The sequence below is a fragment of the Cypionkella sp. PAMC25878 genome, from assembly GCF_058135695.1.
Map to the genome: position 1 here is coordinate 2,557,254 of NZ_CM176871.1, position 26,528 is coordinate 2,583,781.

The window sequence follows — 26,528 nt, forward strand, 5'->3', positions numbered from 1 at the left end:
TCATCACAAATACGCGACCGCCTCTTAAATCCGGCGCTGTGGTATCCATATCATCATGACGCGAGCCGGAACTCTCGCGGTGCCTGTTTACTGTCCCTCGTTCCACACCTTGACGTCCGGCCCACGGGTTGATCCTGTGCCCCGGACGTCTTTTTATTCACAGCCTACACTCTGGAGCCTGCCATGCTGCACAGCACCGATGCCGAAATCCGCGATATCTTAAGCGCAGTGCAGACCATCGCCGTTGTTGGCTGGTCGCCGAACCCCGACCGCCCGAGCCATGGCGTGGCGCGGTTTTTGGCGCAGCAGGGCTATCGGGTGATCCCGGTCAATCCGGGGCAGGCGGGACAGGTGGCCTTGGGGGAAGTGGTGCGCGCCAGCCTGTCCGAGATTGAAGGCGGGGTTGATATGGTCGATATCTTCCGCCGATCTGAGGAAGCGGGTGCGGTGGTGGATCAGGCTTTGGCAGCTTTTCCCAACCTCAAAGCCGTCTGGATGCAGCTAGGCGTGACAGATGCCGAGGCCGCCAAGCGCGCCGAAGCCCGTGGGGTAACAGCGATCATGAACCGCTGCCCCGCCATCGAAATTCCCCGCCTCGGCATCGCGCGAAAATCTTAACAAGCGGTAAACGCCCGACCGTAACCTATTGATTTCATATAGGCGTAGCCCCTGTCCACGCGTGGACATCCCGTGCCGCACAGCGATTGCACCGCCGATAGCCGCCGGCCTCAGCTTGCTCTGCGGCTGCAAAAATCCGCAAATTCTTCCGCAGCGGCGGGCGCGAGGGGCAGCCGAAATCACAATAAATCCCGGTGCTCTCCACCCCATAAAACCCCGCCCGCGCGACCTTGCCCAGCAAATCCTGCCAGTCCTGATCCAAAGCCTCGCATCCGCCCGTCAAAGCCATTTCAAAACCCGCCCATCCAATGCCACCAATCCCGCCGCGATCAATCCAAACCCGGCCAACTGCCGCCCCGAGATCGCATCCCCTAGAAACACCGCCCCCAGCAGGCAAGCCGACACTGGCACCAAAAACGTCACCAGCATCAGATTGGTCGGCCCGGCTGACGCCAGCAGACGGAAATAAATCAGATAGGCCAGCGCCGTGGAAAACGCCGCAATCGCCAGCACAGCCGCGATGACGGGAAGCCCCGGCACCGGCAGGCTCCACGGCCGATCCACCACCAGCCAGATCGGCAGCAACAGCACCGCCGCCGAAATCACCTGCCCGAAAGCCGTCGCCAGCGGCGGCACCCCTAAGCTTCGAAACCGCCGCCCCCAAATCCCCGCCAGCCCATAAGAAAACGCCGCCCCCAGACAGGCAAGACTGGCCCAGAGATCGCCCACAGCCGCCCCGCCCATCATCACCACCACGCCGGCAAAGCCGCAAGCCAGCCCTGCGGCCTTCGGAACAGTGATCTTCTCATCGGTCAACAGATGCGCCAACAGGACGCCCCAGAGCGGCGTCGTGGCGTTCAGGATCGAGGCCATCCCGCCACTGATCCGCCCCTGTGCCAGCACAAACAGCGTGAACGGGATCGCATTGTTCAGCAGCCCCATCACTGCAAGCGCCCGCCACACCGGAACGCCTTTCGGAAACGCCGTGCCACTGACCCACAAAGCCAGCGCGAGAAAGCCAGTGCCAAGCCCAACCCGCCCCCACACGACACTCAACGTCGGCAGGCCGTGCAGTGCGATCGCCACAAAGAAAAACGACCCGCCCCACAGCAGGGACAGGATCGCCAGACGAAACCAATCATTAGCGGACATTGCAGGCTCCCTTCACAGGTCGCCAGATAAACCGGACCGCCCCAGAAAAGCGACCCGCTTTATGCTATTTCTTCCGCAGCTACTTCACCCGGGTCCAAGTGCCGCCATCGCGGCAAATCCCGAACACGCAACCCCGCACCGCCAGCTTGTTACCCGCCAGCGTCATGTCCGAATTATAGGTCTTGTCGCGGTCCGGCGACCAGATCTGGCCATCGTCGTAAAGCCCGTCCGAGTAGGCGACCATATCCCAGACGATCTTCTTGCCGACGTTCTCACTGGCTTTTTCTTTGCCATCCGCGCCAAACGCCTTGATCAACGTGCCACAAAACGTCGCGCCACAGGGCTTGATCTGCACATAACCGAAATTGCCATTGTCATCGGGCTTGGATTTCCAAATCCCCTCCACCGGGTCGGCGAAAGCCGCGCTTGCGCCAAAGGTCAGCGTGGCGGCGAGTATCAGTTTCTTCAGCATGGTTTCCTCCCTCAAGGTCTTTCACAGGTTTGCGCGCAATCTTGGGCAAATCAACACTGACGTGGGGTCGCGCGGGTCTTGGCAATCGCGTCCCAGCACCCTAAAGCCTGCGGCAGAGATACGGAGGCTGTGATGATCCTATACCCGGCGATTGATCTGAAAGACGGCCAATGCGTGCGGCTGCTGCGCGGTGAGATGTCAGAGGCCACGGTGTTTGGCGATGACCCGGCGGCGCAGGCGCTGAAGTTTCAGGACGCGGGCTGCGCATGGCTGCATCTGGTCGATCTGAACGGCGCGTTTGCCGGGGCTCCGGTCAATGCGGCGGCGGTTGAGGCGATCTTGGCCCGCGTGCGCGTGCCTGCGCAGTTGGGCGGCGGTATCCGCGACATGGCGACGATCGCGATGTGGCTGGAAAAGGGCCTGTCGCGGGTGATTTTGGGCACGGTGGCGGTGGAAAATCCGGCGCTGGTGCGTGTGGCGGCAAAAGCGTTCCCCGGTCAGGTTGCGGTGGGGATTGACGCCCGCAAAGGCTTCGTGGCGACCAAAGGCTGGGCGGTCGAAACCACAGTGAAGGTCACTGACCTCGCCCGCAGTTTTGAAGATGCTGGCGTCGCTGCGATCATCTACACCGACATCGACCGTGACGGCGCGATGCAGGGCCCGAACATCGAGGCGACCGAGGCTTTAGCACGGGCCGTCAGCATCCCGGTGATCGCGAGCGGGGGCGTCAGCCGGATGGAGGACTTGATCGCTTTGCGTGATACGGGTGTTATCGCGGGTGCGATCTCGGGGCGGGCGCTGTATGACGGGGCGATTGATCTGACCGCCGCGCTGAAGGTTCTGAGCCGCTAGGTCATCCTCTGTGCTCAAATATCCTCGGGGTGAGGCGAAGCCGAGGGGGCGAGCCCCCCTTTCGCCGCACAGTCCCAAGCGATAAGGTCAAATCATGCTCAAAACCCGCCTGATCCCCTGCCTTGATGTTGCCGATGGCCGCGTGGTCAAAGGCGTGAATTTTGTCTCGCTGCGCGACGCGGGCGATCCGGTGGAAGCCGCGCGGGCCTATGATGCGGCGGGCGCGGATGAGCTGTGTTTTCTGGATATCCACGCGACGCACGAAAATCGCGGCACCATGTTTGATCTGGTGACGCGGACGGCTGAGGCTTGCTTCATGCCGCTGACCGTGGGCGGTGGGGTGCGCACGCATGAAGATGTGCGGGCCTTGCTGCTGGCCGGGGCGGATAAGGTCTCGTTCAATTCTGCGGCAGTGGCGAACCCGGACGTGGTGGCCGAAGCGGCGGATCGGTTTGGCAGCCAGTGCATCGTGGTGGCGATTGATGCCAAGACGGTTTCTCCGGGGAAATGGGAGATTTTCACCCACGGCGGACGGAAAGCGACCGGGATTGATGCGGTGGAATTTGCGCGGCTGGTGGTCGCCAAGGGGGCGGGCGAGATTTTGCTGACCTCGATGGACCGGGATGGGACGCGGGCCGGGTTTAACCTTGGTCTGACACGGGCGGTGTCAGATGCGGTGTCGGTTCCGGTGATTGCGAGCGGAGGAGTGGGCACGTTGGAGCATCTGGTGGAGGGCGTCACTAAAGGTGGTGCCTCTGCGGTGCTGGCGGCTTCGATCTTCCATTTCGGTGAGTTCAGCATCGGCGAGGCCAAGCAGTATATGGCGGCGGCGGGTATTCCGATGAGGTTGACATGAGCGCGTTGGAAAGATTGAGCGAGACGATTTTGGCCCGTAGATCGGCGGACCCAGAAAGTTCCTGGACGGCGAAACTGCTGGCCAAGGGGCCGGAGAAATGTGCGGAGAAGTTCGGGGAAGAAGCCATTGAGGCGATTATTGAGGCGGTGAAGGGGGATCGCGTCAAGCTGACATCAGAGGCGGCGGATGTGGTCTATCATTTGCTGGTGATGTTGGCGGCGCGGGACGTTTCGTTGGGGGATGTTCTGGCGGAATTGGAGCGGCGCGAGGGGGTTTCGGGGATTGTGGAGAAGGCGGCCCGGTAAGTGGTCCCGAGTTGGGACCGTGAGGGGTATTGAACAATATCAATGCGTTGTATTTTCGATTTAGAGATTTTTAACGATTGCGCTGGGTGAGGTGGTGGAGCCTCCGGCGGGGATATTTAGGCCAAGATGAAATTGTTAAGGGGGTTGCGGGTTTAGCCGAATACCGACCAACCCATGCCGCGCGCCAGTTTTTCCACCGCGATGGAGCCGAGTTTGGAGTTGCCATAGTCGTTCAGACCCGGCGACCAGACCGCGATTGAGGCTTTGCCGGGGGCGATCGCCAGAATACCGCCGCCGACCCCGGATTTGCCGGGAAGGCCGACGCGATAGGCGAATTCGCCCGAGGCGTCGTAGTGGCCGCAGGTCATCATCAACGCGTTGATGCGGCGGATGCGGGCGATTGAGACGAGGCGAGGGCAACCGGGCGCACCGAGCAGGAAGCGGCCCGCGCGGGCGAGTTGGGCGGTGGTCATCTCAACCGCGCATTGGTGGACATAGGTGCCGATGGCAAGCGCGGTCGGGTTGCGCAGGTTGCCCATCGCGGCCATGAACGAGGCGAGGGCGATGTTGCGGTGGGCGGTGGCTTGTTCGGATTTCGCCACCGCTTGGTTGATGGTGATGGTGTCATCCTCGGCGGCGGCTTGGATGAAGCGGAGGAGTTCGGCCAGTACTTCGCGCGGTTGGCGACCTTGCAGGATGGCATCTGTGACGGCGATCGCGCCCGCATTGACGAAGGGATTGCGCGGGATGCCGTTTTCTTGTTCCAGCTGCAGGATTGAGTTGAAGGCGAGGCCGGAAGGTTCGCGGCCAACACGCGCCCAGATTTGATCACCCAAGCGGCCAAGGGCGATGGCGAGGGTGAAGACTTTTGAGATCGACTGGATCGAAAACGGGGTCTCAGAATCGCCTGCGGTGAGGGTCTCGCCAGAGGGCAGGGCGACCGCAATGCCAAATTGCTGCGGGTCGATTTTCGCCAGTTCCGGGATGTAATTCGCGACTTTGCCGCGATCTGTGGCTTGAGCCATCTCGGTGGCGATCTGGTCGAGCAGGTCCTGCATCTATGGCTTCCAGCGCAGGAAATTGCCGATCAGGCGCAGGCCGGTGGCTTGGCTTTTCTCGGGATGGAACTGCATCCCGAGCATGGTGTCGCGGCCAATGATCGCGGTGATGTCGCCCGCGTAATCGACATGGGCAAGGCGCTCGGCGGGGTTTTGCACGCGGAAATGGTAGGAATGTACGAAATAAGCGTGGTCGCCGGTTTTGATGCCTGCGAGCACGGGGTGCGGGTGGTCGATGATCAGGTCGTTCCAGCCCATATGCGGGACCTTTAGGCTCGGATCGCTGGGGGTGATTTTCACCACTTCGCCTGGAATCCACGCAAAGCCTTTGGTGTCTTCGTATTCGCGGCCCCATGTCGCCATCATCTGCATGCCGACGCAGATGCCAAGGAAGGGGCGGGCGCGGGCAGTGACGGCTTCCTCAATGGCCTCAAACAGCCCGCCGTAAGTGCCCAAGGCGCGGCGGCAGGCGGGGAAGGCGCCGTCACCGGGCAGCACGATCCGGTCGGCGCGGGCGACATCCTCGGGGCGGGAGGAGACCAGCACTTCGCCCGCATCGGACTCCGTAGCCATGCGTTGGAACGCCTTTTCAGCCGAGTGCAGGTTGCCGGAATCGTAGTCTACGAGGACGGTGAGCATTTTGACGGGCCTTGGGTTGCTGGGGCGTCGGATGCCTCCGGCGGGGATATTTGAGCGCAGAGGATGGGTTGAGCGGCAAAAAGCAGGGGCTAGAGTGCGCCTTTGGTGGAGGGCAGGACGCCTTCCATGCGGGGGTCGGGCTCGACGGCTTCGCGTAAGGCCCGCGCGACGGATTTGAAGGCGGCTTCGGCGATGTGGTGGCTGTTGATGCCGTGGATCAGATCGACATGCAGGGTGATGCCGCCGTGGGTGGCGAGGGCTTGGAAGAATTCGCGCACCAGTTCGGTGTCAAACGTGCCGATTTTGGCGGCGGTGAAGGCGATATTCCAGACGAGGAAGGGGCGTGCGGAGAGGTCTAACGCGCAGGCGACTTGGGTGTCGTCCATCGCCAGCTGGAAATGGCCGTAGCGGCGTATGCCTTTCTTGTCGCCCAAAGCGCGGGTCAGGGCTTGGCCGAGGGCGATGCCGACGTCTTCGACGGTATGGTGATCGTCGATGTGCAGATCGCCCGTGGCCTGAACGGTGAGGTCGATCAGCGAATGGCGGGCGAGTTGATCGAGCATGTGGTCGAAGAAGCCGACGCCGGTTTTGATCTTGGCTTGGCCGGAACCGTCGAGGTTGATCGCGACTTCGATCTTGGTCTCATTGGTGTTGCGGGTGATCTCGGCTGTGCGCATCGGCGGCTCCGGTGTCAGGGTTGCGGCCTTATAGGGCGGGGGGGGCGGTTTGGAAAGGCTTTGGCTGCTGGACCTTTGGCGCAGGCCGCCTATTGTGGCGCGGATATTTGGCGGCAATCTGGTGAGACATGACAACTTATACCTGCTTCAAGGCCTATGACATTCGCGGCAAACTCGGACCCGAGCTAAACGCCGATATTGCGCGGCGGATCGGACGGGCGTTTGCCGAGGGCTTGGGGGCAAAGCGCGTGGTGCTGGGGCAGGATTGCCGGGCGTCCTCGGCGGAACTGGCGCAGGCTGTGGCCGAGGGGCTGGTGGCGGCGGGGGTCGAGGTGATGGATCTGGGCCTGTGCGGCACCGAGGAGATGTATTTTGCCACCACGGCGCTGGAGGCGGATGGTGGCATCGAGGTGACGGCCTCGCACAATCCGATGGATTACAATGGCATGAAGATGGTGCGGCGGGGGTCTGCGCCGTTGGATGCTGCGACTGGGCTGGCGCGGATCAAGGCTTTGGCGGAGAGCGGGGCGTTTGCTGAGGCGTTACCTGCGGGGCGTGTGGTCGATGCTAGCGGGGCTCGGGCGGGGTTTGTCGAGCGCGTGTTGTCGTTTGTCGATGTGGGCGCGCTGCGGCCTTTGAAGATCGTGGTGAATGCGGGCAATGGCGCGGCGGGGCCGACGTTTGATGCGATTGCTGAGGCTTTGGCGGCGGCGGGGGCTCCGCTGGAGTTTGTGCGGATGCATCATCAGCCGGACGGCAGTTTTCCGAACGGCATCCCGAACCCTTTGTTACCCGAGAACCAACCCGTGACGGCGGCGGCGGTGATTGCGGCTGGCGCGGATATGGGCGTGGCTTGGGATGGCGATTTCGACCGTTGCTTCTTGTTCGATGCGAGCGGTGGCTTTGTGGCCGGGGAATATCTCGTCGGGTTGTTGGCGGAAGTGTTTTTGGCGAAAGAGCCGGGGGCCGTGATCATCCATGACCCGCGGGTGATCTGGAACACGCAGGATGTGGTGGCGCGGGCGGGCGGGGCCACGGTAGCGGCACCGACAGGGCACGCGTTTCTGAAGCAGGCGTTACGCGATACCGGGGCGATTTATGGCGGCGAGATGTCGGCGCACCACTATTTCCGCGATTTCATGGCCTGCGATTCTGGGATGATCCCGTGGCTGTTGGTGGCGGAGCTGATGGGGCGGTCGGGGCTTTCGCTCGCCGATCTGCTGGCGGCGCGGCGGGCGGCGTTTCCGTCTTCGGGTGAGATCAACTTTCGGGTCAAGGACGCCAAGGCCACGGTTGCGCGGATCGAGGCGGTTTATGCGCCGCAAGCGGTCGGGCGGCAGGATATCGACGGGTTGTCGCTGGAGTTTGGCGATTGGCGGTTCAATTTGCGGTCTTCCAACACCGAGCCGTTGCTGCGGCTGAACGTGGAATCGCGCGGGCGGCTGGATCTGGTAGAAAAGGCCGTGGCGGAGATTTCGGCTTTGATCGGGTCGGCGGGCTGAGATGCCGGATGCCTCCGGCTAGCCGGAATGCTTTAGCATTCCGGACTGGATATTTGGGCCAAGATGAAAGCCCCGAAGGGATTTGCTCTTTCTTAAATACTCCCGCCGGAGGCTCTTTCTTGTTACATCACCGCACCGATTTGCCATGGCACGAACTCGGCCCCACCAAAGCCGAGGTCTTCCGAGAAGGTGCGCTGGCCTGACGCCACAGCGATGACTTTCTCTAGGATTTCAGCACCTTTCGCGGCGATGCTCACACCGTTTGTGAGGATGTCGCCGCAGTTGATGTCCATATCTTCGGCCATGCGGGCATACATTTCACTGTTAGTCGCAAGCTTGATGCAGGGGCTGGGTTTGTAGCCGGAGACTGAGCCGCGTCCGGTGGTGAAGATGATCATCGTGGCCCCGGAGGCGATTTGTCCGGTGACGGAACAGGGATCATAGCCGGGGCTGTCCATATAGGTGAAGCCGGCCGTGGTGATCGGTTCGGCGAATTTATAGACGCCGACGAGGGGGGCTGTGCCGCCTTTGGCGACGGCGCCGAGGGATTTCTCCAGGATCGTGGTCAAGCCGCCCTTTTTGTTGCCGGGGGAAGGGTTGTTGTCCATCTCGCCGCCGTTGCGGGCGGTGTAATCTTCCCACCACTGGATGCGTTCCAGCAGTTTCTCGCCAACCTCTTTCGAGACGGCGCGGCGGGTCAGCAGGTGTTCGGCACCGTAAATCTCGGGGGTTTCTGACAGGATTGTAGTGCCGCCCATCTGCACCAGCAAGTCGGACATATGTCCAAGTGCCGGATTGGCGGTGATGCCGGAATAACCGTCCGAGCCGCCGCATTGCAACCCGATGATCAGCTTGGAGACTGGCGCAGGGGCGCGGGCGGTATGGCTGGCGACCTCGGCCATATCCCGCAGAACCTTCAGGCCAGCGGCAATCGTGGCGCGGGTGCCGCCGGTTTGCTGGATGGTCATGTAGCGGAAATTGCCGTCGGGGCGCAGGCGGCCTTGGCCGACCAGATCAGGCACCTGCATCACTTCGCAGCCCAACCCCACCAGCAGGATGCCGCCGAAATTGGCGTTGCGGGCGTAGCCTTTCAGCGTACGCATCAGGGTGTCGTAGCCCTCATTCACGCCAGACATGCCACATCCGGTATTGTGCACGATGGGCACAAAGCCGTCGATATTCGGCATTGCCGACAGCAACGGGTCTTTCTCGGCGGCTTCGGCGATAAAGCGGGCGACCGAGCCGGAGCAGTTCACCGAGGTGAGGATGCCGATGTAATTGCGGGTGCCGACTTGGCCATCGGCGCGGTGGTAGCCCAAGAATTCACGCGGCGGCAAAGCGGGCAGCGGGTGGCTTTCGCTGCCGATGGCGTAATCGTCGGTATGTGGCCCCATTCCGAGATTGTGGCTGTGAATATGCGCGCCGGGGGGGATATCGACCAAGGCTTGACCGATGATCTGGCCGTAGCGGATCACCTGCTCGCCCGCAGCAATCGGGCGGGTGGCGATTTTGTGGCCACGGGGAATCGCTTGGGTGGTGGCAATCTCCAGACCGCCCGGCTGCGCCCCTGCGGGCAGATCGACCAAGGCGATCACCAGATTATCGGCTGGATTCAACCGTATCACACTTTGATTGCTTTGTAACATTTTGCTGTCGCCTTTGCTTGATCCCGAGGCTTGGCTCGGCTAACATGTTAGCATGTTACAGCTCGATGACGCCTTCTCACAAGACCCGATCGCGGATAATCCCCGCTTGCAACCGCTTGAAGCGTTCTCTGGATCGCTGGGCGCAAAAGTCTATCAAACGCTGCGGCAGGCGATTTTATCGCTGAGTTACCGCCCCGGTGAAATCCTGCGCAAGCCCGAGATTTGCGCGGAATTGGGGGTGTCGCGCAGCCCGGTGTCGGATGCGGTGGCGCGGCTGGCGGGGGAAGGGCTGGTCGATGTGGTGCCGCAAGCGGGCACCTATGTCGCGCGATTCTCGATGGCCGAAATCCGCGAGGGCGCGTTTCTGCGTGAGGCGATTGAGTTGCAGGCGATCGAGCTGGTGGCCGACAGCATAAGTGATGAGCAGTTGGTGACCTTGCGGCGCAATATCACCGTGCAGGCGGCGCTGCTGGCCGATGGCGATTTTCCGGGGTTTTATCAACTCGATGGCGAGATGCACGAGTTGATCCGCAGCTTTACTGGCTTTCGCAAGCTGTCGGCGGTGGCAGAAACCGCTTGGGTGCATGTCGAACGCGCGCGCCGGTTGGTGCTGCCGGTGGATGGGAGGGTGGCGGCGACTTTGGAAGAGCACCGCGCGATTCTGTCGGCATTGGAGGCGCGTGATCCGCAGGCGGCGCGGGCGGCGATGCGGCTGCATTTGCGGAAATTGGTGACCTATCTGGAGCCATTGGAGCGCAGCCACCCGGAGTTGTTTAATCCTTAACGCACGATCTCGCTGCGGGCGTGGGACGGGGGGGGCACCCCCCCGCGTGGTGCAGGGCCGCTTTCCCCGCGGGATATTTGTGCATAGAGGATGAAGTTTTTAGGTAGATTTTAGTCAAACCGGAGCGTCCGGGTGCAGCAGGCCTTGTGCCTTCAGATCGGCCCAGAGAGCGGGCGGAATCTTGGTCTGTGCTGCGGTGACGTTGCTGTCCATTTCGGCCACACCCTGACCGCCGGGGATGTTTGAAATCACCGCTGGATGGAGCAAAGGAAACTGGAAGGCGGCATCGACGAGGCGAACGCCATGGGTTTGGCAGGCGGCTTGCAGGGCGGTGACGCGGGCGAGAATGTGGTCTGGCGCGGGGTCGTAGTTATAGAACGCGCCGGGTTTTGGCCCGGTGGCGAGGATGCCGGAGTTGTAGGGGCCGCCGATGATGATACCGACGCCGCGTTTTGTGGCGAGCGGCAGGAAGCTCGCGAGGGGGGCTTGTTCGAGCAGCGTATAGCGGCCCGCGAGCAGGAACAGGTCGAAATCGCCGCGCTCCAGCAGCCATTGGCAGGGTTGCCATTCGTTGACGCCCGCGCCGAAGGCTTTGATCACGCCTTGGTCACGCAATTCGATCAGGGCGCGGTAGCCGCCCGACATGAACTCGGACAGTTTGGCGTCAAGACCGGATTGCGAGCGGTGGTTGGCGATGTCGAGATCATGGGCGTAGAGGATGTCGATGCGGTCAAGGCCTGTGCGTTCGAGCGAGGCGTCGAGCGACCGCATCACGCCGTCATAGCTGTAATCGTAGACCTCATTGCGCGCGGGCACCTCGAACCATTTGCCCATACCGTCACGCTGATCGGGCGGGCAGGGGCGCAGATGGCGGCCGATTTTGGTCGAGATGACATAGGCATCGCGGGGCTTGCCACGCAGGAAATGGTTCAGCCGGGTTTCCGACAGGCCCAGCCCATAGAGCGGGGCGGTGTCGAAATAGCGCACGCCAGCCTCCCAAGCGCGGGTCAGCACGGCTTGGGCGTCGGCTTCGGAAATCGCGCGGTAGAGGTTGCCGATTGGGGCGGCACCAAAGCCCAGTTCGGTGAAATCCAACCCACCATTGCCCAAACGATCCCAGTGTCTGATCCGCATCTTCGTTCCCTCGATTTTCACTGACATGCTAGTATGTTCTGCCTTCCCGGCCAATGGCTTTCGCGCTAGCCTTTGCAAAACGGGAGGGTTTTTATGACACGCTTTGCACAGGTGTTTGGGGCGAAGAAGCCGGTGATTGCGATGGTGCATCTGGGGGCGATGCCGGGCACGCCGTTGCATGATCCCGAGGCCGGGGTGGAGGGGATTATCGCCGGGGCCTTGGCGGATTTGGCGGCATTGCAGGCGGCGGGCTTTGATGCGGTGATGTTTGGCAATGAGAATGACCGACCCTATGAATTGAAGGTCGATCAGGCCAGCACGGTGACGATGGGCTATGTGATAGGCCGCCTGCGCAGCCAGATCACGGTGCCGTTTGGGGTGAATGTTTTGTGGGACCCGATGGCGACGATGGCCTTGGCGGCGGCGACGGGGGCGGCTTTCGTGCGGGAGATTTTCACCGGCACTTATGCCAGCGATATGGGGGTTTGGGCGCCGGATGCGGGGGCGGCTTTGCGCTATGGTCAGCGAATTGGCGCGGGCGGTTTGGCGAAATTGTATAACGTTTCGGCAGAGTTCGCTGGATCTTTGGATCCGCGCAGCTTGCCGGATCGGGCGCGTTCGGCGGTGTTTTCTTCGATCCCCGACGCGGTGCTGGTGTCGGGGGCGATCACTGGCGAAGCCGCGAAGATGGTCGATCTGGAGGAGGTGAAGCGGGTATTGCCCAATACGCCCGTGCTCGCGAATACGGGCGTCAAGCATGACACCGTGGCCGAGGTGTTGCGGGTGGCGGATGGTTGCATTGTCGGCTCGGCGTTGAAGCAGGGCGGCGATACTTGGGCAGCGGTGGACCCTGCGCGGGCGCGGGATTTCATGGACCGCGTGCGCGCGGTGCGGGGGGCATGATGCGGGCGCTTTTGACCGAATTGATGCTGATCCCCGGTCTGTCGGGCTATGAGGAGCGGGTGGCGGGCTGCATAGCGCGGCATCTCGATAGCTTGGGGATTGCGCATCGCAGCGACCGTTTGGGCAATCTGATCGCGACCTTGCCGGGTGATCCGGAGGCACCCTCGGTGATGGTGTTCACCCATATGGATCAGTTGGGCTTTATTATCCGCAAGGTCGAGGAGTCTGGCCTGATCCGGCTGGAGAGATTGGGCGGAGTGCCGGAACGCGCTTTGGCCGCGCAGGCGGTGCTGATCTGCACCGAACAGGGCGATCTGCCGGGGCTGATTGCCAACAAAAGCCACCACGCCACTACACCGGACGAAAAATACCGGGTGGTGCCCTATGCGGAACTTTACGTCGATGCGGGTTTCGCCAGCCGTGCCGAAGCCGAGGCGGCAGGGGTGAAAATTGGCTGCCCGGTGGTCTATCTGCCGCGCGTGATTGACCTCGCCGGGGATCGGTTGGCGGGCACGTCGGTGGATGATCGCGCGGGCTGTGCGGCGCTGATTGATCTGGGGCGACGGCTGGTGGGGCGGAAATCCGGCCCGACGGTGCATCTGGTCTGGTCGGTGCAAGAGGAATACAACCTGCGCGGCGTGTTGCCTGCGGCGACCGCCTGCGCGCCGGATATTGCCCTGCAGATTGATCTGCTGCTCGCCTGCGACACCCCGGATATGACCCAGCGCGGCGAAGTGACTTTGGGCGGAGGGCCGGGAATTTCGCTGTATTCTTTCCACGGACGCGGCACCTTGAACGGGGTTATTCCGCATCCAGCATTGGTGAAGCTGTTCGAGGCTGCGGCCGAGGCGCGCGGCTTGCCTTTGCAGCGCTCGGCCCATACCGGGGCGCTGACCGATCTGTCTTATATTCAGTTCATGGGGACCGGAGGGGTTGCCTGTTTGGATGTGGGATTTCCGATGCGTTACAGTCACTCGGCTCTGGAAGTGCTGGATATGGCTGATCTTTCGGGGATGGTCGACTTGTTGGAACAAGCTTTGTCGCAGATTGGTCCGGGCTTTGATCTGAGCCGGAGGCCGCGATGAGCTACACCCTCGGCATCGACATTGGCACGTTTGAGACCAAAGGCGTGCTGGTAGATGCCTCGGGTGTCATCGTCGCACAAGCCACGCGGTCGCATAAAATGCTGGTGCCGCAGTCGGGCTGGGCGGAGCATCGCGCTGAAGAAGATTGGTGGGGTGATTTTGTTTTTGTTACCAAGATGTTGTTGGTAGAATCTCAGGTAAAACCTGAAGACATTGTGGCGGTGGCCTGCTCGGCCATTGGCCCCTGCATGCTGCCAGTGGACGCGTCAGGCAAGCCTTTGATGAATGGCGTGCTCTACGGCGTGGACACGCGGGCGGCGGCGCAGATCACCGAGCTGACCGAAAAGATTGGTGCTGATCTGATCATGGCGCGCTGCGGCAATGCGCTGACCTCGCAATCGGTGGGGCCGAAGATTTTGTGGCTGAAACAAGAGCGCCCCGAGATTTACGCGCAGACGGCTATGGTGCTGTCGGCGACGCCGTATCTGACGTGGAAGCTGACCGGTGACTATGTGATCGACCATTATACGGCGGCGAATTTCTCGCCACTTTACGATGTGAACCGCTTGGCTTGGACGGATGAACTCGCCGCCGATATCCTGCCGTTGAACCGCCTGCCGCGTCTTGCGTGGAGCACCGAAATTGCGGGCCATGTGACGGCGCAAGCGGCGGCGGAAACCGGGTTGGCCGTGGGGACGCCGGTGACGGTTGGCACGATTGATGCGGCGGCAGAGGCGGTTTCGGTGGGGGTGAAAGACCCGGGCGAAATGATGATGATGTATGGCTCGACCATCTTCATCATCCAACTCACGGCGCTTCCAGTGCGCGACCCTCGGATGTGGTACGCGCCGTGGCTTTATCCCGGCCAACATGCCTCGATGGCGGGGTTAGCTACCTCGGGCACGCTGACGCATTGGTTCCGCGACCAGTTTGCGCGCGACTTGGACGCGGGCGCGTTTGGCGTGTTGGCGCGCGAGGCGGCCGCCAGCCCGAAGGGGGCGAAGGGGCTGCTGTGCCTGCCGTATTTCTCAGGGGAACGCACGCCGATTCATGATCCGCAGGCGGTGGGGGCGTTCTTTGGGCTAAACCTGACTCATAGCCGGGGCGATCTGTTCCGCGCGGTGTTGGAGGGGATCGCGTCGGGGACGGCGCATGTGATGGAGGTGTGTCGCGAATTGAAGGCGGAACCTGTGCGGGTGCTCGCGGTCGGCGGTGGCACCAAGAATGCGGTCTGGATGCAGGCCACCTCCGATCTGGGCGGGGTGCCGCAGATTGTGGCGGAAAAGACCGTCGGCGCGAGTTATGGCGACGCGTTTTTAGCGGCGGTGGCGGTGGGGCGAGTGTTGCCGGAGGAAATCGCTGAGTGGAACCCGGTGGCGCGGGTGGTGCAGCCTGTGGCCGAAGCGGTCTATGCGCGGCAATATCCGTTGTGGAAGCGGCTCTATCAGCAAACTCGAGATATTGCGCAGGAATTGGGGGGCGGGGTGTGAAGGATTTGATGCGGGGGGCGCTGGCGGAATTGGCGGCGGTGGCGGATCGGGTGGATCAGGTGGCGGTGGAGGCGGCTTGCGGGCGGATTTTGGGCGCGCGCCGGGTGATGCTCTATGGCTGCGGGCGTGAGGGGCTGATGATGCGGGCGCTGGCGATGCGGCTGTATCATCTCGGGGTGGCGGTCTCGATGCAGGGCGACCTGACCGCGCCGCCTTTGGGGGTGGGGGATTTGTTATTCGCCGCTTGTGGGCCGGGGGAGCTATCGACTGTCACGGCTTTGGCGGGGGTGGCGCGGGCGGCGGGGGCGGGGGTTTTGATGGTGACAGCGGAGGCTTCGGGGGCCTCGCTCGCGCTGGCGGATCAGGTTTTGGTGATTCCGGCGCAGACGATGGCGCGGGATGTAGGCGGGGATTCGGTGCTGCCGATGGGGTCGCTGTTTGAGGGGGCGATGTTTTTGGTGTTTGAAATTATGGTGCTGCGGCTGCGGGAGATGAAGGGTGAGCCGGCGGAAGCGATGCGGGCGCGGCATACCAATATGGAGTGATGTCCACGCGTGGACAGAGGGTGCATGTTAGGGAAATCAATGGGTTATCTGGGGGTGATTCACCTTTTGTTAACCTGCGCCACGGGGGGCCGATTTCAAATCGGGTGCGCTTTGATCTGCGGTGAACCCTCCGGGGGGAGTATTTCAGAAAGAGCAATGCAGAGAAGCCGTATTTGCTCTTTTTGAAATACTCCCGCCGGAGGCATCCGACATCAATGAAGCAATCAGGCGTTTTTGGCGAGGAGCGCGTCGATCTCAGCGCGCGACGGCATCGAGGGGGCGGTGCCGGGGCGGGTGACCGAGATGCCGGCGGTGGCGCAGCCGAAACGCACCGCTTCCACCACGTCGCGGCCTTCCGACAGCGCCACCGCAAAGCCGCCGTTGAAGGCATCGCCTGCGCCGGTGGTCTCGACCACTTTTCCAGCCGACATGACAGGGACGTGGACGGAGCGGGTGCGGTCGCGGTAGAGCGCGCCTTTCTCGCCGAGGGTCATCACCACGGCGCCGACGCCGCGGCCCAGCAAAGCGTCGGCCGCGATTTCCGCTTCGGAAATCGTTGTCACAGGGAGCCCGGTCAGGGCTTCGGTCTCGGTTTCATTCGGGGTGACGTAATCGCAGAGCGCGAGGATATCATCGCCGAGGGTCGCGGCGGGGGCGGGGTTTAGGATGGTGGTGACGCCAGCGGCACGGGCGATTTCCAGCGCGCGTTTGGCGGCGGGGATCGGTTGTTCCAACTGCGTCACGAAGATCGCGGCAGAGCGGATCAGATCGGCTTTTTCTTCAACGTCTTGCACCGAGACGCGGCCAGCGGCACCGGGGGATACTATGATGGCGTTGTTGCCAGTGGCTTCTTCGATGAAGATATAGGCCGCCCCGGTGTAGCTTTCGGCGTCGATTTTTACTTCCGAGATCACGCCCGCCTTCGCCCATGTGGAGCGCGCGATTTCGGCGAAGGCGTCATCGCCGAGGCGGGTGATGAAATGGGTTTTACCGCCCGCCATCGCGGCAGCGACGGCTTGGTTGGAGCCTTTTCCGCCCGGCCCCAAGACGAAGGAATTGCCCAAGATCGTCTCGCCCATTTTGGGCTGACGGGCGGCGCGATAGGCGGTGTCGGCAACGAAAATGCCAAGGATAACAATCGGTTTTGCGGCTTTATTCATCTCATTTGACCTCTGGCGGGATCACGCCTTTACGGAACATGAAGCAGCCGTAGAAGCGGCGCTCTCCGGTTTGGATCACCGCATAGGCCTCGCGGGCCATGTCGTAGAAGGCGAAACGCTCGATCGAGATCATCGGGCGATCAGAGCCTTCGGCGGCGTTGATTTCAGCTTGGACCTCGGCTTGCACCGGGGGGATTTCATCGGGGCTGCCTACGACTTCCATGCGGCCCGCGAAATCGGCCACGAAAGTGTCGAGCGGATAGACCGAGAGGATCGCTTGGGCCGCTTCGGCGCAGGTAAGGTTTTCCATCCTGAGCAGTTTGCCCGTGACCGTGGCGCGGGCCACCGAATCCGACGGGAAATTGGTATCAGCCAAGATCAGCACATCGCCGTGGCCCATCGCGCGCAGGCAATGCAGCACTTCCGCGTTCAAGCGCGGGTCAATTCCTTTGAGCATGGTGCCCTCCCTTTTGCGGCTAATGTGCTGGATTTCCGCGAAGGGTCAAGCCAGCCTTTGCCCGCTGGCTTTGTCGAAGATATGCGATTGGGTGGCGTCGGGGGCGAGGGTGATGCTTTCGCCGGGGCGGAAGCTGACACGCTCGCGGAATACGGCGGTGACTTCGCGGCTTGGGGTTCGCACGACGACATGGGTTTCTGAGCCTGTGGGTTCCACCACGGCGATGGTGCCTTTCAGACCTTCACTGCCTGCGGTGAAGGTTTCGGGACGCACACCGTAGACGATCTTTTGGCCCTCGGTCGCGGTCGATCCGGGCGGCAAAGCCAGTCGCGCGCCGTCGACATCGACCATGCCGCCTTTCACCACGCCGTCAATCAGGTTCATCGAGGGTGAGCCGATGAAGGAGGCGACGAAGATATTGGCGGGGCGGTCGTAGAGTTCCAAGGGTGCGCCGACCTGTTCGATGCGGCCGCCCTGCATGACGACGATTTTATCGGCCATGGTCATCGCCTCGATCTGGTCGTGGGTGACATAGACCGTGGTGGTTTTCAGGCGCTGGTGCAGTTCTTTGATCTCGGTCCGCATCTGCACCCGCAGTTTGGCGTCGAGGTTGGAGAGCGGCTCGTCAAACAGGAACACTTTTGGGTCGCGCACGATGGCGCGGCCCATGGCGACGCGTTGGCGCTGGCCGCCGGAAAGCGCACGCGGGAAGCGGTCGAGATAGGGGGTGAGGCCAAGGATTTCACCCGCGCGTTCGACTTTGGTGCGAATCGCTGACGCCTCCATGCCGCGCATTTTCAGCGCAAAGCCCATGTTGGCGGCGACGGTTTTATGCGGGTAGAGCGCGTAGTTCTGGAACACCATGGCGATGTCGCGCTCGGACGGCGGCAGGTTGTTGACGCGGGCGGTGCCGATGCTGATATCGCCTGCCGAAATCTCCTCCAGCCCCGCTAGCATGCGTAAAAGCGTGGACTTGCCGCAGCCGGAGGGGCCGACGAGCACCACGAACTCGCCATCCTTGATATCCAAGTTCAGGCCATGAATCACCTGCACCCCGCCATAAGCCTTGCGCAGATCGCGGATTGTGACTTCAGCCATGTGGTTCCCCCTCGTTGTTGCCGCAAGAATAGTCACGCCGGGGGGCGCTGTCTATCTGCTGATCATACTAACATGTTAGAATCTTGACAGGGGCATTGCCACAGGCCAAGCTAAGGCCAAGGAAGGTGTTTGCGGTGGGAGGGGAGGCCTGCGTGCAGGGTGTGCCGGACGGGCCACCGGGTTCCAAAAGTTTAGCGGTTCCAAAGTTTCGACAGATAACAGCTCGGCGGTCTTTGACCGCGCAAGGGCAAAAAGGGAGGAGACGTCTTGAAAGTAGAACTTTATCAGGCCGCAGTTCAGGCCACGCTCAGCCGCCGTCGCATGTTGCAAGGGGCGACGGCGCTGACCGCACTCGCGGTGATGCCGAAGGTGATGGGCTATGGCCCCGCCATGGCACAAGATTCGGTGCGGGCGCAGATTTTGCAAATTCCGGGTGTGGGCAAAGGCTCGCCCACCGATGCGGATTGGCAGAAGGTTGGCGAGATGTGCCTTGATAGCACCAAGACCAACGTAGCCGAGGGCGAGTTTGCGGGCGTTGAGCTGACGTTCTTCGGCATCAATAACAACGGCTTGCACAACATCCTGTTCCGGGGCCTGTTGAAGGGCTGGGAGGCTTACACTGGCGCCAAGATCAACTGGATTGACCTTGCGCAGGCTGATTATAACCCGCGTCTGCAGCAAAGCATCGCCACCGGAACGGTCGATTTCGACATTCTCGCGATGGGTGCGCCGCTGGAGGGCGATACCGCCAGCAAAGGCCTGCTGGATGAGATGCCGGATTGGGTCAAGACCCAGATCGACATGGATGATTACGTGAATTACCTGAAGGCCCCGGTTGGGACATGGGATGGCAAAACCTACCGGATCTCGATCGACGGTGACTGCCATACCTTTGCGTATCGGACCGATTACTTCGGTGAGGGCGCTATTTCTGGCATGGCGGAGCCGCCGAAGACTTGGCAAGAGGTTAACGCCTATTCCAAGGCTATTGTCGGCAAGACCGATCCTTTGACCGGGCAGCCCGCGATTGGCTATCTGGACCCGTTGAAGGGCTGGGGCGGCTTTGGCTTCTACTTCCTTGAGAACCGCGCGGCGGCTTACGTGAAGCATCCGTCCGATCCGGCTTGGCTGTTTGACCCGGAGACGATGAAACCGCGCGTCAACAATCCGGGTTGGGTGCAGGCTATCCAAGACGTGATGGACCTGATCGCCACGCCGGGGGCCTATCCGGCAGACCAGATCAACGCGGATCCGGGCACCACGGCGTTCTCGCAGTTCCTTGCCGGCACCGGGTCCAGCCTGATGTGGTGGGGCGATGTGGGCTCGAACGCACGCACCTCGGATACCTCGGTGGTCGGTGATGTGGTGGGCTTTGGCATCAACCGCGGCTCGGACAAGGTCTACAACGCGAAAACCTCGGCTTGGGAAGAAACCTATAACGAATCGCCGAACATGGCCTTCCTCGGTTGGGGCGTCTATGTGACCAACCGCGTCTCGGCGGATGAGAAAAAGCGCAAGGCGGCTTGGTCTGCGGCGGCGCATCTGGGCGGCAAGGATATTTCGCTGTGGATGGCGGCCTATCCTTCGGGTTTCCAACCTTACCGCAACAGCCAGTTCCAATACGACGAATGGGTGGCCGCAGGCTATGACAAGGCGTTCATCGAGGATTACCTCGGCTCGAACCTTGACAGCTACAACCACCCGAACGCCGCGATTGAACCGCGTATTCCCGGCATCTTCCAATACTATTCGGTCGCCGAGGATGAATTGGCCAAGGGCTATTCCGGCCAATACAAATCGGCACAAGAAACCGCCGATGCGATTGCGGCGGCTTGGGAGAAAATCACCGACCAGATCGGGCGTGACAGCCAGATTGCGCTGTATAAGGCGTCGCTTGGGATGTGAGTTCGGCGTAGCGGTGGGTTGAAAACCCACCCTACGATAATCGCATAGGGGATTTTTAACCTTATGCTGGCATGAGGGAGGGTGCGCATGGTTTGCGCACCCTAATTTTCCCAAGCGGGGCGATGCGGTGAGCGGTTCAGGCGATCTTTTACACGTTGTCAGCAATGACAACATCTCGGACAGCCGAAGGGCGCTGGGGCGGGGCATCATCTGGGGCTCGGCTTTGCTGATGGCGCTGGTGGCGCTGGCGCAGCTGATGCAGGTGCAGGGCATGCACGACTTTGGCCTGACCAGTTGGCGGCCGACGCTCTATGCCTATATCCTCTGGGCAATTTGCCTCAGCTGGGGGCAGGTTTTGCTGCATGGCGAGCATGGCAAGCGCACGCTGTTTGTGCTGCCTGCTGCGTTGTTTGTAATTTCCTTGACCGTTTTCCCGCTGCTGTTCGGGCTGATCATTGCGTTTTCGGATTGGAACCTGTCCAGCCCTACGGGTCGGCATTTCAACGGTCTGACCAATGTGCGCCAAATGTGGGCTGATCCGTTTTACTGGAACGCGTTATTGAACATGGTCTGGTATGTGCTTGCGATCCTTGTGGAATATACGATTGCTTTTGGGCTTGCTCTGGCTTTGAACGCCGAGATCAGGGCGCGGAAGTTCTTCCGGGTGGCGTTTCTGCTGCCGTTGATGCTGAGCCCCGTGGCGGTCAGTTGGATGATCGGCAAGTCGATGCTGGAGGCGCGGTTTGGCCCGGTGGCGCGGTTGGCGCGGTTTCTGGGCTGGGAGACGCCGTCGTTCTTTGGCACCCCCGGCGTGGCTAAGGCAACGATCATGCTGATGGATGCGTGGACCTTCATCCCGTTTATGATGATCATGATTTTGGCGGGCTTGCAGGCGATCCCGAAAGAGTTGAACGAGGCGGCCAAGGTCGATGGCGCGAATGGCTGGCGGGCGTTTTGGGAGGTCACGTTCCCGATGATGCTGCCAGTGTCGATCACCGCCATCCTGATCCGGATTATCTTCAAGCTGAAGCTGGCCGATATCGTGATTGCAGTCACGTCCGGTGGGCCGGGCGGGGCGACCGATACGGTGACTTCGTTCATTTTCCGTGAGTATAGGGACCGCTCGAACGTTGGCTACGGCACGCTTCTGGCGATGTTCTATTTGGTGCTGATCATCGTCGTGATGACGATTTTGATGAAGCTTGCGGATCGGTTTGCGAGGCCCCGGACATGAGTAAAGCTGGCATGAGTGAGGCCAATATGAACGGGCAGATTTTCAAGGATTCGGCCGCCGACCGCAGCTTTCGCCCAAAATGGTTCACCGGGCGGCTGTTCGTTTATGGCCTGCTGATCCTGTGGGCATTTATCTGTTTGTTTCCAATCTATTGGACGCTGACCACCAGCTTCAAAATGGCCCCCGACGTGATGAAGGGCAATCTGATCCCGTGGTGGGATTTCACCCCGAAATGGCTGGGCTGGAAGTCTTTGGGTCTGTCGCCCGATACGATTGGCGCCGATAGCACGGTGCGCGATGAGTTTATGAAGCGCTTCACCAATTCGGCGATCACCTCGGTGACATCCTCGGTTCTGGCGGTGATGCTGGGGTCGCTGGCGGCTTATGGGTTGAGCCGCTTTAACTATAAATTCCTCTGGATGGGCAATAGCGACATTTCATTCTTTTTCCTAAGCCAGTTGATCCTGCCGCCGGTGGTTTTGGCGCTGCCGATGCTGGTGCTGTATAAAGAACTGGCGCTGCTGGATACGCGCATCGGCTTGATTTTGCTCTATACTCTGTCGGTGCTGCCGATCGTGATCTGGATCATGCGCGACCAGTTTTCCTCTATCCCTACCGAGTTGGAGGAGGCGGCATTGGTCGATGGCCTGTCGATCTGGGGCGCGTTCATCACCATCATTCTGCCGATTGCATTGCCGGGGATGGTGGCGGCGTTCATTCTGTCACTGGTGCTGACGTGGAACGAGTATTTCTTCGCGGCGCTGCTGACCTCAACCCATGCCAACACCTTGCCGGTGATGGTGGCCTCGCAAACCGGGTCACAGGGGATTTCGTGGTGGTCGATGGCGGCGCTGTCTTGGGCGGCGATCTTGCCGCTTATTGTGATCGGCGTGGTGCTGGAGCGCTATATTATCAAGGGCATGGCGGCTGGGGCGATTAAGTAAATGCTGAAGGGGATTGATCGGCATCTGTCGGCGGAACTGGTGCATGTGCTGATGCTGATGGGGCATGGTGACGCGCTGGTGATTTGCGATGTGAACCATCCGGCGGCGACGATTGCGGCGAAAACCACGCATGGCCGGGTTGTCGATATGGTCGGCTGCGATATCCCGACCGGGCTGGCCGCGATCCTGACACTGATGCCGCTGGATACATTTGTGGATACGCCTGTCGCGCGGATGCAGGTGGTCGGCGATGCGGGGGCTGAGATGCCGATATTCGGGTTGGTGCAGGGCGTGATTGACGCCGCCGAGGGGCGAGCGGTGCCGATGCAAGCGCTGGAGCGGTTTGCGTTTTATGAGGCCGCCGGGCGGGCCTTTGCCATCGTGCGCACCTCTGATCCGGGGCCCTATGGTTGCTTTATCCTGAAGAAGGGCGCGGTGGATTTGGCGCGGCTTTAGACCCAGATTTGGTTAGGGTCGGGCAGTGGGATCGCGTCTAGCAGATCGCGGGTATAAGCTGCTTGCGGGTTAGCGAACAGCTCGGCGGTGGCGGCATTTTCCACGATCTGACCTTGGTGCAGCACGAGGATGCGGGTGCAGAGACGGCGGATCACGCTTAGGTCGTGGCTGATGAAAGCCAGTGTCAGACCAAGATCTTTCACCAAGGATTCCAGCAGGTTGAGAATTTGTGCTTGGCTGGAAACATCAAGGCCAGAGACGATCTCATCCGCCAGAATGAACTCGGGTTTCAACGCAATGGCGCGGGCGATGCCGATGCGCTGGCGTTGACCACCCGAGAGTTCATGCGGGAAGCGCGCGGCGAAAGCGCGGGGCAGGCCGACGTGATCAAGCGCCTCAAAAGCCCGCTGTTTGGGATTGTTAAAGTCGTGCAAAGACAGCGGGGCGGCGATGATTTGGCCGATACGGTGGCGCGGATTGAGGCTGCTCATCGGGTCTTGGAAGATCATCTGAAAGCGGCGGCGCAGCGGGCGTAAGTCACGTTCGGTGAGGTGGGTGATATCTTGGCCGTCGAATTTTATCGTGCCGCCCGAGGGCTCTAGCAGGCGCACCAAAGCGCGGCCAAGCGTGGATTTGCCGGAACCGGAACCGCCGACGATGCCAAGGATTTCGCCTTTTGGGATGCTGAAGCTGAGCCCCTTGAGGATTTCGAGCCGGGGTGCCGCCCCGATCAGCGGTTTTTGTGTCATATCGGCCAGTGACAGCCGCAAATTATCAATTTGGTAAAGGTTTGGGGGGTAGATTTCAGACATGCGCGCTCCGATCTGCGGCTTCGACTTCGGCGCGGGTGGCTGCGATCACGGCATCGGACACCGGGGTCAGGCTGCCGTCGGGGTCGGTGTATTTGGGGGTCGCGGCCAGCAGAGCGCGGGAATAGGGGTGTTTGGGGGCATGAAAGAACTCAGGGATCGTGCTGTCTTCCAGCACATAGCCCGCATAAAGCACCGACAAGGTTTGGCAAACCTTGGAGACCACGCCCAGATCATGGGTGACAAACAGCAAAGCGGTGCCGTGACGGGCTTGCATCGCCGCGATCAGCTTGAGGATTTGTTTTTGTACGGTGACATCCAACGCGGTGGTCGGCTCATCGGCGATGATCAGCTTGGGTTCAGCGGCAAAGGCCGATGCGATCAGGATACGCTGACGCATCCCGCCAGACAATTCATGCGGATAACTGCGCATCACCCGTTCGGGGTCGGGGATTTGCACCTCGGTCAAAAGGTCACGGGCGCGTTTTTCGGCATCGGCGCGGCTCCAGTGCAGGATATCGACCAGACGGTTGGTGATCTGGGGCCCAATGCGGCGCGACGGGTTCAGCGCGGTCAGCGGGTCTTGTGGGATCAGCGCGCATTTCGCCCCGATCAATGTGCGGCGCTGTGCGGCGGGCAGGCTGAGCAGATCGGTGCCGTCGAGGATGATCTGACCACCAATGATCTCTACCGATTGCGGCAAAGTTCCCAGAATAGCTTTTCCAATCATAGACTTACCCGCGCCGGATTCGCCGACCAGACCGCGCACTTCGCCAGCGGCGACCTCCAGAGACACCCGGCGCAGGATTTGATCAGGCCGACCTTTCAGGCGGGCCGAGAGATTGCGGATCGAAAGGTAGCTCATCGCAGCACCGGATCGAAGCGGTCTTTCAGCCCTTCGCCCAGTTGCGAAAAGCTTAAAACGGTGAGGAAAAGCGTGATCAAGGGGAACACCAGCACCCACCACGCTTGGTGGATCGAGGCACGACCTTCGGCGATCATGCCGCCCCAGGTCGGATCATCGGTGGAGATGGAGAGGTTTACGAAAGACAGGATGGCTTCAACGATGATGGCAATTCCCATTTCCAGGGTCAGAAGGACGGTGATGGTGGGCAGCACATTGGGCAAAATCTCGGTCAGCATGGTGGACAGCCGGGTGCGGCCTGCGACTTGGGCGGAGGCGACGTAATCCATAGCACCTTGGGTCATCGCCTCGGCCCGGATGACGCGGGCGAAGCGGGTCCAGTCGATCACCACGATGGCAATGATGATTGAGGTCAGGCTGGGGCCCAGCACGGCGATCAGCAGGATTGAGAACAGAACCGGCGGGAAGGCCATCCAGATATCAATCGCGCGGCTGATGACTATATCAACCCAACCGCGCAGGAATCCGGCGAGCAGGCCCATGGTGGCGCCGATGATGCAGGTGATTGTTCCGGCTGTCAGAGCCACGATCAGGGCCAGTCGCGCACCGTAAAGGATGCGGCTGAGCACGTCGCGGCCCAGGGAGTCGGTGCCGAGGAAATAGCCCGGCTCGTGCCCCTGCACCCAGAACGGCGGCAGTTGGCCAAGGAACAAGTCTTGCGCGAGCGGGTCTTTTGGCGCGATCAGTGGCGCAAACACGGCGGCAAGCGCCAGCAGGGTCAGCCATGTGGCCGACAAAACCAGCCGCGTGGGCAATTTGCGCCTGATCGCGCTGCGTCCGTCAAGCATGGCGCAACCTCGGGTTCAAAGCGGCATAAGTCAGGTCTACCAATAGGTTAACTCCGGTGAAGATCACCGCGAACAGGATGACGATGCCTTGGATCAGCGGCAGATCGCGGTTGATCACCGCATCAATCGCCATATTGCCGAGGCCCTCGTAGGAAAACAGCCGCTCGATGATCACCGTGCCACCGATCAAGAAGGTGAACTGCACGCCGACCAGCGTCAGGGTCGGCAGGATGGCATTCGGCAGCGCCTCGCGCAGGATGACATGGGTTTCTGAATAGCCCTTGGTGCGGGCAAGGGTGACGTAATCCAAATGCATGGTCTCTTTAAGCGATTGTTTAAGAAGTTGGCCGATGATGGCCGCAAGGGGAATCGCAAGGGCCAGGGCCGGCATGAACATATGGGCTGCGATATCCAGCCATAGATCGAAGCGCAGGCGCAGTAGGGATTCGGTCAGGTAGAAATTCGTGCTGAACGGCAGGGGGAGCGAGGGGGTGACGCGGCCCGAGATGTGAAAGATTGGGATCAGCACGCCGAAGGCAAGGATCAGGATCAGGCCCCAGAGGAAATCCGGGATCGACAGCGCCATGCCGTTGCCGATGTCTATCGCGGCTTCGGTTTTGCTGCCGCGCAGGCGGGTGCCTGTCAGCGCCATGAAACCGCCGATGATGATGGCGATGATCAGCGCCATCACCGAAAGCTCTAAAGTCGCGGGGAGGCGGCTGAGCACCAGCTGCAACACCGGTTGTTTGGTGGTGATCGAGGTGCCGAAATCACCTTGCACCACACCGGACAACCAGATCAAAAATTGCTGCGGGATGGATTTATCCAGCCCGTAAAGCGCTGTCAGCCGGGCGACATCTGCCTCGGTCGCGCCGGGGGGAAGCATCATGGCGATCGGGTTGCCGGGCACCACGCGGATGACGAAAAACACGATCACTGCCACGCCTGCCAGCGTGATCAGGGTGGTGCATAATCGCAGAAGCACCGATTGGAGAAATTGCATAGGCGGGGGCTTCCTAGGTGGGCGTGCAGGG

The 26,528-nt window shown here is 61.2% G+C and carries 29 protein-coding genes; 14 read left to right on the plus strand and 15 right to left on the minus strand.

From position 1 onward, the window contains the following. Positions 1-183: 183 nt before the first annotated feature. Positions 184-618, plus strand: coding sequence for a CoA-binding protein (locus ACS5RD_RS12415; protein ID WP_489927683.1), 435 nt, complete (start codon positions 184-186; stop codon positions 616-618). Positions 619-652: 34 nt separating this feature from the next. Here ACS5RD_RS12415 and ACS5RD_RS12420 read toward each other — a convergent pair whose 3' ends face one another. The 3 genes from ACS5RD_RS12420 to ACS5RD_RS12430 form a co-directional block, all read right to left on the minus strand. Further along, entirely contained in the window at positions 653-907 is a 255-nt protein-coding gene (locus ACS5RD_RS12420) for an Ada metal-binding domain-containing protein (RefSeq protein ID WP_489927684.1), read from the minus strand. Beyond that, entirely contained in the window at positions 898-1,770 is an 873-nt protein-coding gene (locus tag ACS5RD_RS12425; protein WP_489927685.1) for a DMT family transporter, read from the minus strand. The genes ACS5RD_RS12420 and ACS5RD_RS12425 overlap by 10 nt, the downstream gene beginning before the upstream one ends. 79 nt (positions 1,771-1,849) lie before the next feature. Beyond that, positions 1,850-2,242, minus strand: coding sequence for a DUF2147 domain-containing protein (locus ACS5RD_RS12430; RefSeq protein WP_489927686.1), 393 nt, complete (start codon positions 2,240-2,242; stop codon positions 1,850-1,852). A gap of 132 nt (positions 2,243-2,374) precedes the next feature. Between ACS5RD_RS12430 and hisA the strand changes: the two genes are divergently transcribed. The 3 genes from hisA to ACS5RD_RS12445 all read left to right on the plus strand — a co-directional run bounded on the left by hisA (position 2,375) and on the right by ACS5RD_RS12445 (position 4,255). Continuing rightward, positions 2,375-3,094 carry a 1-(5-phosphoribosyl)-5-[(5-phosphoribosylamino)methylideneamino]imidazole-4-carboxamide isomerase gene (gene hisA, locus ACS5RD_RS12435; RefSeq protein WP_489927687.1) on the plus strand — a complete coding sequence of 240 codons (720 nt, stop codon included), beginning with the start codon at positions 2,375-2,377 and terminating at the stop codon, positions 3,092-3,094. Between the two features lie 94 nt (positions 3,095-3,188). Then, complete coding sequence (hisF, locus tag ACS5RD_RS12440) at positions 3,189-3,950, plus strand: imidazole glycerol phosphate synthase subunit HisF (protein WP_322320444.1); 762 nt, start codon at positions 3,189-3,191, stop codon at positions 3,948-3,950. Beyond that, positions 3,947-4,255, plus strand: coding sequence for a phosphoribosyl-ATP diphosphatase (locus ACS5RD_RS12445; protein ID WP_489927688.1), 309 nt, complete (start codon positions 3,947-3,949; stop codon positions 4,253-4,255). The genes hisF and ACS5RD_RS12445 overlap by 4 nt, the downstream gene beginning before the upstream one ends. A 152-nt stretch (positions 4,256-4,407) precedes the next feature. Here the strand turns inward: ACS5RD_RS12445 and ACS5RD_RS12450 are convergent, their stop codons facing one another. The 3 genes from ACS5RD_RS12450 to hisB form a co-directional block, all read right to left on the minus strand. After that, positions 4,408-5,313, minus strand: coding sequence for a glutaminase (locus ACS5RD_RS12450; RefSeq protein ID WP_489927689.1), 906 nt, complete (start codon positions 5,311-5,313; stop codon positions 4,408-4,410). After that, complete coding sequence (hisH, locus tag ACS5RD_RS12455; protein ID WP_489927690.1) at positions 5,314-5,952, minus strand: imidazole glycerol phosphate synthase subunit HisH; 639 nt, start codon at positions 5,950-5,952, stop codon at positions 5,314-5,316. It abuts the gene before it with no gap. A gap of 89 nt (positions 5,953-6,041) precedes the next feature. Next, on the minus strand, positions 6,042-6,629 hold the full coding sequence (gene hisB, locus ACS5RD_RS12460) for an imidazoleglycerol-phosphate dehydratase HisB (RefSeq protein WP_489927691.1): 588 nt from the start codon (positions 6,627-6,629) through the stop codon (positions 6,042-6,044). Between the two features lie 128 nt (positions 6,630-6,757). Here hisB and ACS5RD_RS12465 point away from each other — a divergent pair, with 128 nt between their 5' ends. Next, positions 6,758-8,131, plus strand: a complete 1,374-nt coding sequence (locus tag ACS5RD_RS12465; protein ID WP_489927692.1) for a phosphohexomutase domain-containing protein — start codon at positions 6,758-6,760, stop codon at positions 8,129-8,131. A gap of 122 nt (positions 8,132-8,253) precedes the next feature. Here the strand turns inward: ACS5RD_RS12465 and ACS5RD_RS12470 are convergent, their stop codons facing one another. After that, complete coding sequence (locus ACS5RD_RS12470; protein WP_489927693.1) at positions 8,254-9,777, minus strand: UxaA family hydrolase; 1,524 nt, start codon at positions 9,775-9,777, stop codon at positions 8,254-8,256. Positions 9,778-9,829: 52 nt separating this feature from the next. Here ACS5RD_RS12470 and ACS5RD_RS12475 point away from each other — a divergent pair, with 52 nt between their 5' ends. Beyond that, the gene (locus ACS5RD_RS12475; RefSeq protein WP_054008687.1) at positions 9,830-10,561 is read left to right on the plus strand and encodes a GntR family transcriptional regulator; all 732 of its coding nucleotides are present in this window, start codon (positions 9,830-9,832) and stop codon (positions 10,559-10,561) included. 114 nt (positions 10,562-10,675) lie between these two features. Here the strand turns inward: ACS5RD_RS12475 and ACS5RD_RS12480 are convergent, their stop codons facing one another. Continuing rightward, positions 10,676-11,695 (minus strand): aldo/keto reductase, encoded by a 1,020-nt coding sequence (locus ACS5RD_RS12480; RefSeq protein WP_489927694.1) that lies wholly within the window; start codon positions 11,693-11,695, stop codon positions 10,676-10,678. Positions 11,696-11,788: 93 nt separating this feature from the next. On the opposite strand from ACS5RD_RS12480, the gene ACS5RD_RS12485 reads away from it, so the two are divergent. Genes ACS5RD_RS12485 through ACS5RD_RS12500 form a run of 4 tightly spaced genes read left to right on the plus strand, consistent with a single transcriptional unit; the run spans position 11,789 to position 15,718 of the window. Then, the gene (locus ACS5RD_RS12485; RefSeq protein WP_489927695.1) at positions 11,789-12,598 is read left to right on the plus strand and encodes a BtpA/SgcQ family protein; all 810 of its coding nucleotides are present in this window, start codon (positions 11,789-11,791) and stop codon (positions 12,596-12,598) included. Next, complete coding sequence (locus ACS5RD_RS12490) at positions 12,598-13,683, plus strand: M42 family metallopeptidase (protein WP_489927696.1); 1,086 nt, start codon at positions 12,598-12,600, stop codon at positions 13,681-13,683. The genes ACS5RD_RS12485 and ACS5RD_RS12490 overlap by 1 nt, the downstream gene beginning before the upstream one ends. Then, positions 13,680-15,173, plus strand: a complete 1,494-nt coding sequence (locus ACS5RD_RS12495) for an FGGY-family carbohydrate kinase (protein WP_489927697.1) — start codon at positions 13,680-13,682, stop codon at positions 15,171-15,173. Before ACS5RD_RS12490 ends, ACS5RD_RS12495 begins: the two co-directional genes overlap by 4 nt. Continuing rightward, complete coding sequence (locus tag ACS5RD_RS12500) at positions 15,170-15,718, plus strand: phosphoheptose isomerase family protein (protein ID WP_489927698.1); 549 nt, start codon at positions 15,170-15,172, stop codon at positions 15,716-15,718. The genes ACS5RD_RS12495 and ACS5RD_RS12500 overlap by 4 nt, the downstream gene beginning before the upstream one ends. A gap of 224 nt (positions 15,719-15,942) precedes the next feature. On the opposite strand, the gene rbsK is transcribed toward ACS5RD_RS12500, so the two are convergent. Genes rbsK through ACS5RD_RS12515 form a run of 3 tightly spaced genes read right to left on the minus strand, consistent with a single transcriptional unit; the run spans position 15,943 to position 18,433 of the window. Then, positions 15,943-16,878, minus strand: coding sequence for a ribokinase (gene rbsK, locus ACS5RD_RS12505; RefSeq protein ID WP_489927699.1), 936 nt, complete (start codon positions 16,876-16,878; stop codon positions 15,943-15,945). A gap of 1 nt (position 16,879) precedes the next feature. Further along, positions 16,880-17,335: an RbsD/FucU family protein gene (locus tag ACS5RD_RS12510; protein WP_489927700.1), complete on the minus strand. Its 456-nt coding sequence runs from the start codon at positions 17,333-17,335 to the stop codon at positions 16,880-16,882. 45 nt (positions 17,336-17,380) lie between these two features. Next, on the minus strand, positions 17,381-18,433 hold the full coding sequence (locus ACS5RD_RS12515) for an ABC transporter ATP-binding protein (RefSeq protein WP_489927701.1): 1,053 nt from the start codon (positions 18,431-18,433) through the stop codon (positions 17,381-17,383). A gap of 267 nt (positions 18,434-18,700) precedes the next feature. Between ACS5RD_RS12515 and ACS5RD_RS12520 the strand changes: the two genes are divergently transcribed. From ACS5RD_RS12520 to ACS5RD_RS12535, 4 genes are all read left to right on the plus strand, one after another. Continuing rightward, positions 18,701-20,338, plus strand: a complete 1,638-nt coding sequence (locus tag ACS5RD_RS12520; protein ID WP_489927702.1) for an ABC transporter substrate-binding protein — start codon at positions 18,701-18,703, stop codon at positions 20,336-20,338. Between the two features lie 127 nt (positions 20,339-20,465). After that, positions 20,466-21,572, plus strand: coding sequence for a carbohydrate ABC transporter permease (locus ACS5RD_RS12525; protein ID WP_489927703.1), 1,107 nt, complete (start codon positions 20,466-20,468; stop codon positions 21,570-21,572). Continuing rightward, positions 21,569-22,516, plus strand: a complete 948-nt coding sequence (locus tag ACS5RD_RS12530) for a carbohydrate ABC transporter permease (protein WP_489927704.1) — start codon at positions 21,569-21,571, stop codon at positions 22,514-22,516. The genes ACS5RD_RS12525 and ACS5RD_RS12530 overlap by 4 nt, the downstream gene beginning before the upstream one ends. Further along, positions 22,517-22,972 carry an RbsD/FucU family protein gene (locus tag ACS5RD_RS12535; RefSeq protein WP_489927705.1) on the plus strand — a complete coding sequence of 152 codons (456 nt, stop codon included), beginning with the start codon at positions 22,517-22,519 and terminating at the stop codon, positions 22,970-22,972. On the opposite strand, the gene ACS5RD_RS12540 is transcribed toward ACS5RD_RS12535, so the two are convergent. Genes ACS5RD_RS12540 through ACS5RD_RS12555 form a run of 4 tightly spaced genes read right to left on the minus strand, consistent with a single transcriptional unit; the run spans position 22,969 to position 26,497 of the window. Then, entirely contained in the window at positions 22,969-23,784 is an 816-nt protein-coding gene (locus tag ACS5RD_RS12540) for an ATP-binding cassette domain-containing protein (protein ID WP_489927706.1), read from the minus strand. The two genes, ACS5RD_RS12535 and ACS5RD_RS12540, sit on opposite strands and share 4 nt — an antisense overlap. Further along, positions 23,777-24,646, minus strand: a complete 870-nt coding sequence (locus ACS5RD_RS12545; RefSeq protein WP_489927707.1) for an ABC transporter ATP-binding protein — start codon at positions 24,644-24,646, stop codon at positions 23,777-23,779. Before ACS5RD_RS12545 ends, ACS5RD_RS12540 begins: the two co-directional genes overlap by 8 nt. Next, positions 24,643-25,494, minus strand: coding sequence for an ABC transporter permease (locus ACS5RD_RS12550; protein WP_489927708.1), 852 nt, complete (start codon positions 25,492-25,494; stop codon positions 24,643-24,645). Before ACS5RD_RS12550 ends, ACS5RD_RS12545 begins: the two co-directional genes overlap by 4 nt. Next, complete coding sequence (locus tag ACS5RD_RS12555; RefSeq protein WP_489927709.1) at positions 25,487-26,497, minus strand: ABC transporter permease; 1,011 nt, start codon at positions 26,495-26,497, stop codon at positions 25,487-25,489. The genes ACS5RD_RS12550 and ACS5RD_RS12555 overlap by 8 nt, the downstream gene beginning before the upstream one ends. Between the last annotated feature and the right edge of the window lie 31 nt (positions 26,498-26,528).

Bases quoted from the DNA above. Each gene is read 5' to 3' on its own strand.
- ACS5RD_RS12415 (WP_489927683.1), top strand. From the start codon at position 184: ATGCTGCACAGCACCGATGCCGAAATCCGCGATATCTTAAGCGCAGTG.
- ACS5RD_RS12420 (WP_489927684.1), bottom strand. From the start codon at position 907: ATGGCTTTGACGGGCGGATGCGAGGCTTTGGATCAGGACTGGCAGGAT.
- ACS5RD_RS12425 (WP_489927685.1), bottom strand. From the start codon at position 1,770: ATGTCCGCTAATGATTGGTTTCGTCTGGCGATCCTGTCCCTGCTGTGG.
- ACS5RD_RS12430 (WP_489927686.1), bottom strand. From the start codon at position 2,242: ATGCTGAAGAAACTGATACTCGCCGCCACGCTGACCTTTGGCGCAAGC.
- hisA (WP_489927687.1), top strand. From the start codon at position 2,375: ATGATCCTATACCCGGCGATTGATCTGAAAGACGGCCAATGCGTGCGG.
- hisF (WP_322320444.1), top strand. From the start codon at position 3,189: ATGCTCAAAACCCGCCTGATCCCCTGCCTTGATGTTGCCGATGGCCGC.
- ACS5RD_RS12445 (WP_489927688.1), top strand. From the start codon at position 3,947: ATGAGCGCGTTGGAAAGATTGAGCGAGACGATTTTGGCCCGTAGATCG.
- ACS5RD_RS12450 (WP_489927689.1), bottom strand. From the start codon at position 5,313: ATGCAGGACCTGCTCGACCAGATCGCCACCGAGATGGCTCAAGCCACA.
- hisH (WP_489927690.1), bottom strand. From the start codon at position 5,952: ATGCTCACCGTCCTCGTAGACTACGATTCCGGCAACCTGCACTCGGCT.
- hisB (WP_489927691.1), bottom strand. From the start codon at position 6,629: ATGCGCACAGCCGAGATCACCCGCAACACCAATGAGACCAAGATCGAA.
- ACS5RD_RS12465 (WP_489927692.1), top strand. From the start codon at position 6,758: ATGACAACTTATACCTGCTTCAAGGCCTATGACATTCGCGGCAAACTC.
- ACS5RD_RS12470 (WP_489927693.1), bottom strand. From the start codon at position 9,777: ATGTTACAAAGCAATCAAAGTGTGATACGGTTGAATCCAGCCGATAAT.
- ACS5RD_RS12475 (WP_054008687.1), top strand. From the start codon at position 9,830: ATGTTACAGCTCGATGACGCCTTCTCACAAGACCCGATCGCGGATAAT.
- ACS5RD_RS12480 (WP_489927694.1), bottom strand. From the start codon at position 11,695: ATGCGGATCAGACACTGGGATCGTTTGGGCAATGGTGGGTTGGATTTC.
- ACS5RD_RS12485 (WP_489927695.1), top strand. From the start codon at position 11,789: ATGACACGCTTTGCACAGGTGTTTGGGGCGAAGAAGCCGGTGATTGCG.
- ACS5RD_RS12490 (WP_489927696.1), top strand. From the start codon at position 12,598: ATGCGGGCGCTTTTGACCGAATTGATGCTGATCCCCGGTCTGTCGGGC.
- ACS5RD_RS12495 (WP_489927697.1), top strand. From the start codon at position 13,680: ATGAGCTACACCCTCGGCATCGACATTGGCACGTTTGAGACCAAAGGC.
- rbsK (WP_489927699.1), bottom strand. From the start codon at position 16,878: ATGAATAAAGCCGCAAAACCGATTGTTATCCTTGGCATTTTCGTTGCC.
- ACS5RD_RS12510 (WP_489927700.1), bottom strand. From the start codon at position 17,335: ATGCTCAAAGGAATTGACCCGCGCTTGAACGCGGAAGTGCTGCATTGC.
- ACS5RD_RS12515 (WP_489927701.1), bottom strand. From the start codon at position 18,433: ATGGCTGAAGTCACAATCCGCGATCTGCGCAAGGCTTATGGCGGGGTG.
- ACS5RD_RS12530 (WP_489927704.1), top strand. From the start codon at position 21,569: ATGAGTAAAGCTGGCATGAGTGAGGCCAATATGAACGGGCAGATTTTC.
- ACS5RD_RS12535 (WP_489927705.1), top strand. From the start codon at position 22,517: ATGCTGAAGGGGATTGATCGGCATCTGTCGGCGGAACTGGTGCATGTG.
- ACS5RD_RS12540 (WP_489927706.1), bottom strand. From the start codon at position 23,784: ATGTCTGAAATCTACCCCCCAAACCTTTACCAAATTGATAATTTGCGG.
- ACS5RD_RS12545 (WP_489927707.1), bottom strand. From the start codon at position 24,646: ATGAGCTACCTTTCGATCCGCAATCTCTCGGCCCGCCTGAAAGGTCGG.
- ACS5RD_RS12550 (WP_489927708.1), bottom strand. From the start codon at position 25,494: ATGCTTGACGGACGCAGCGCGATCAGGCGCAAATTGCCCACGCGGCTG.
- ACS5RD_RS12555 (WP_489927709.1), bottom strand. From the start codon at position 26,497: ATGCAATTTCTCCAATCGGTGCTTCTGCGATTATGCACCACCCTGATC.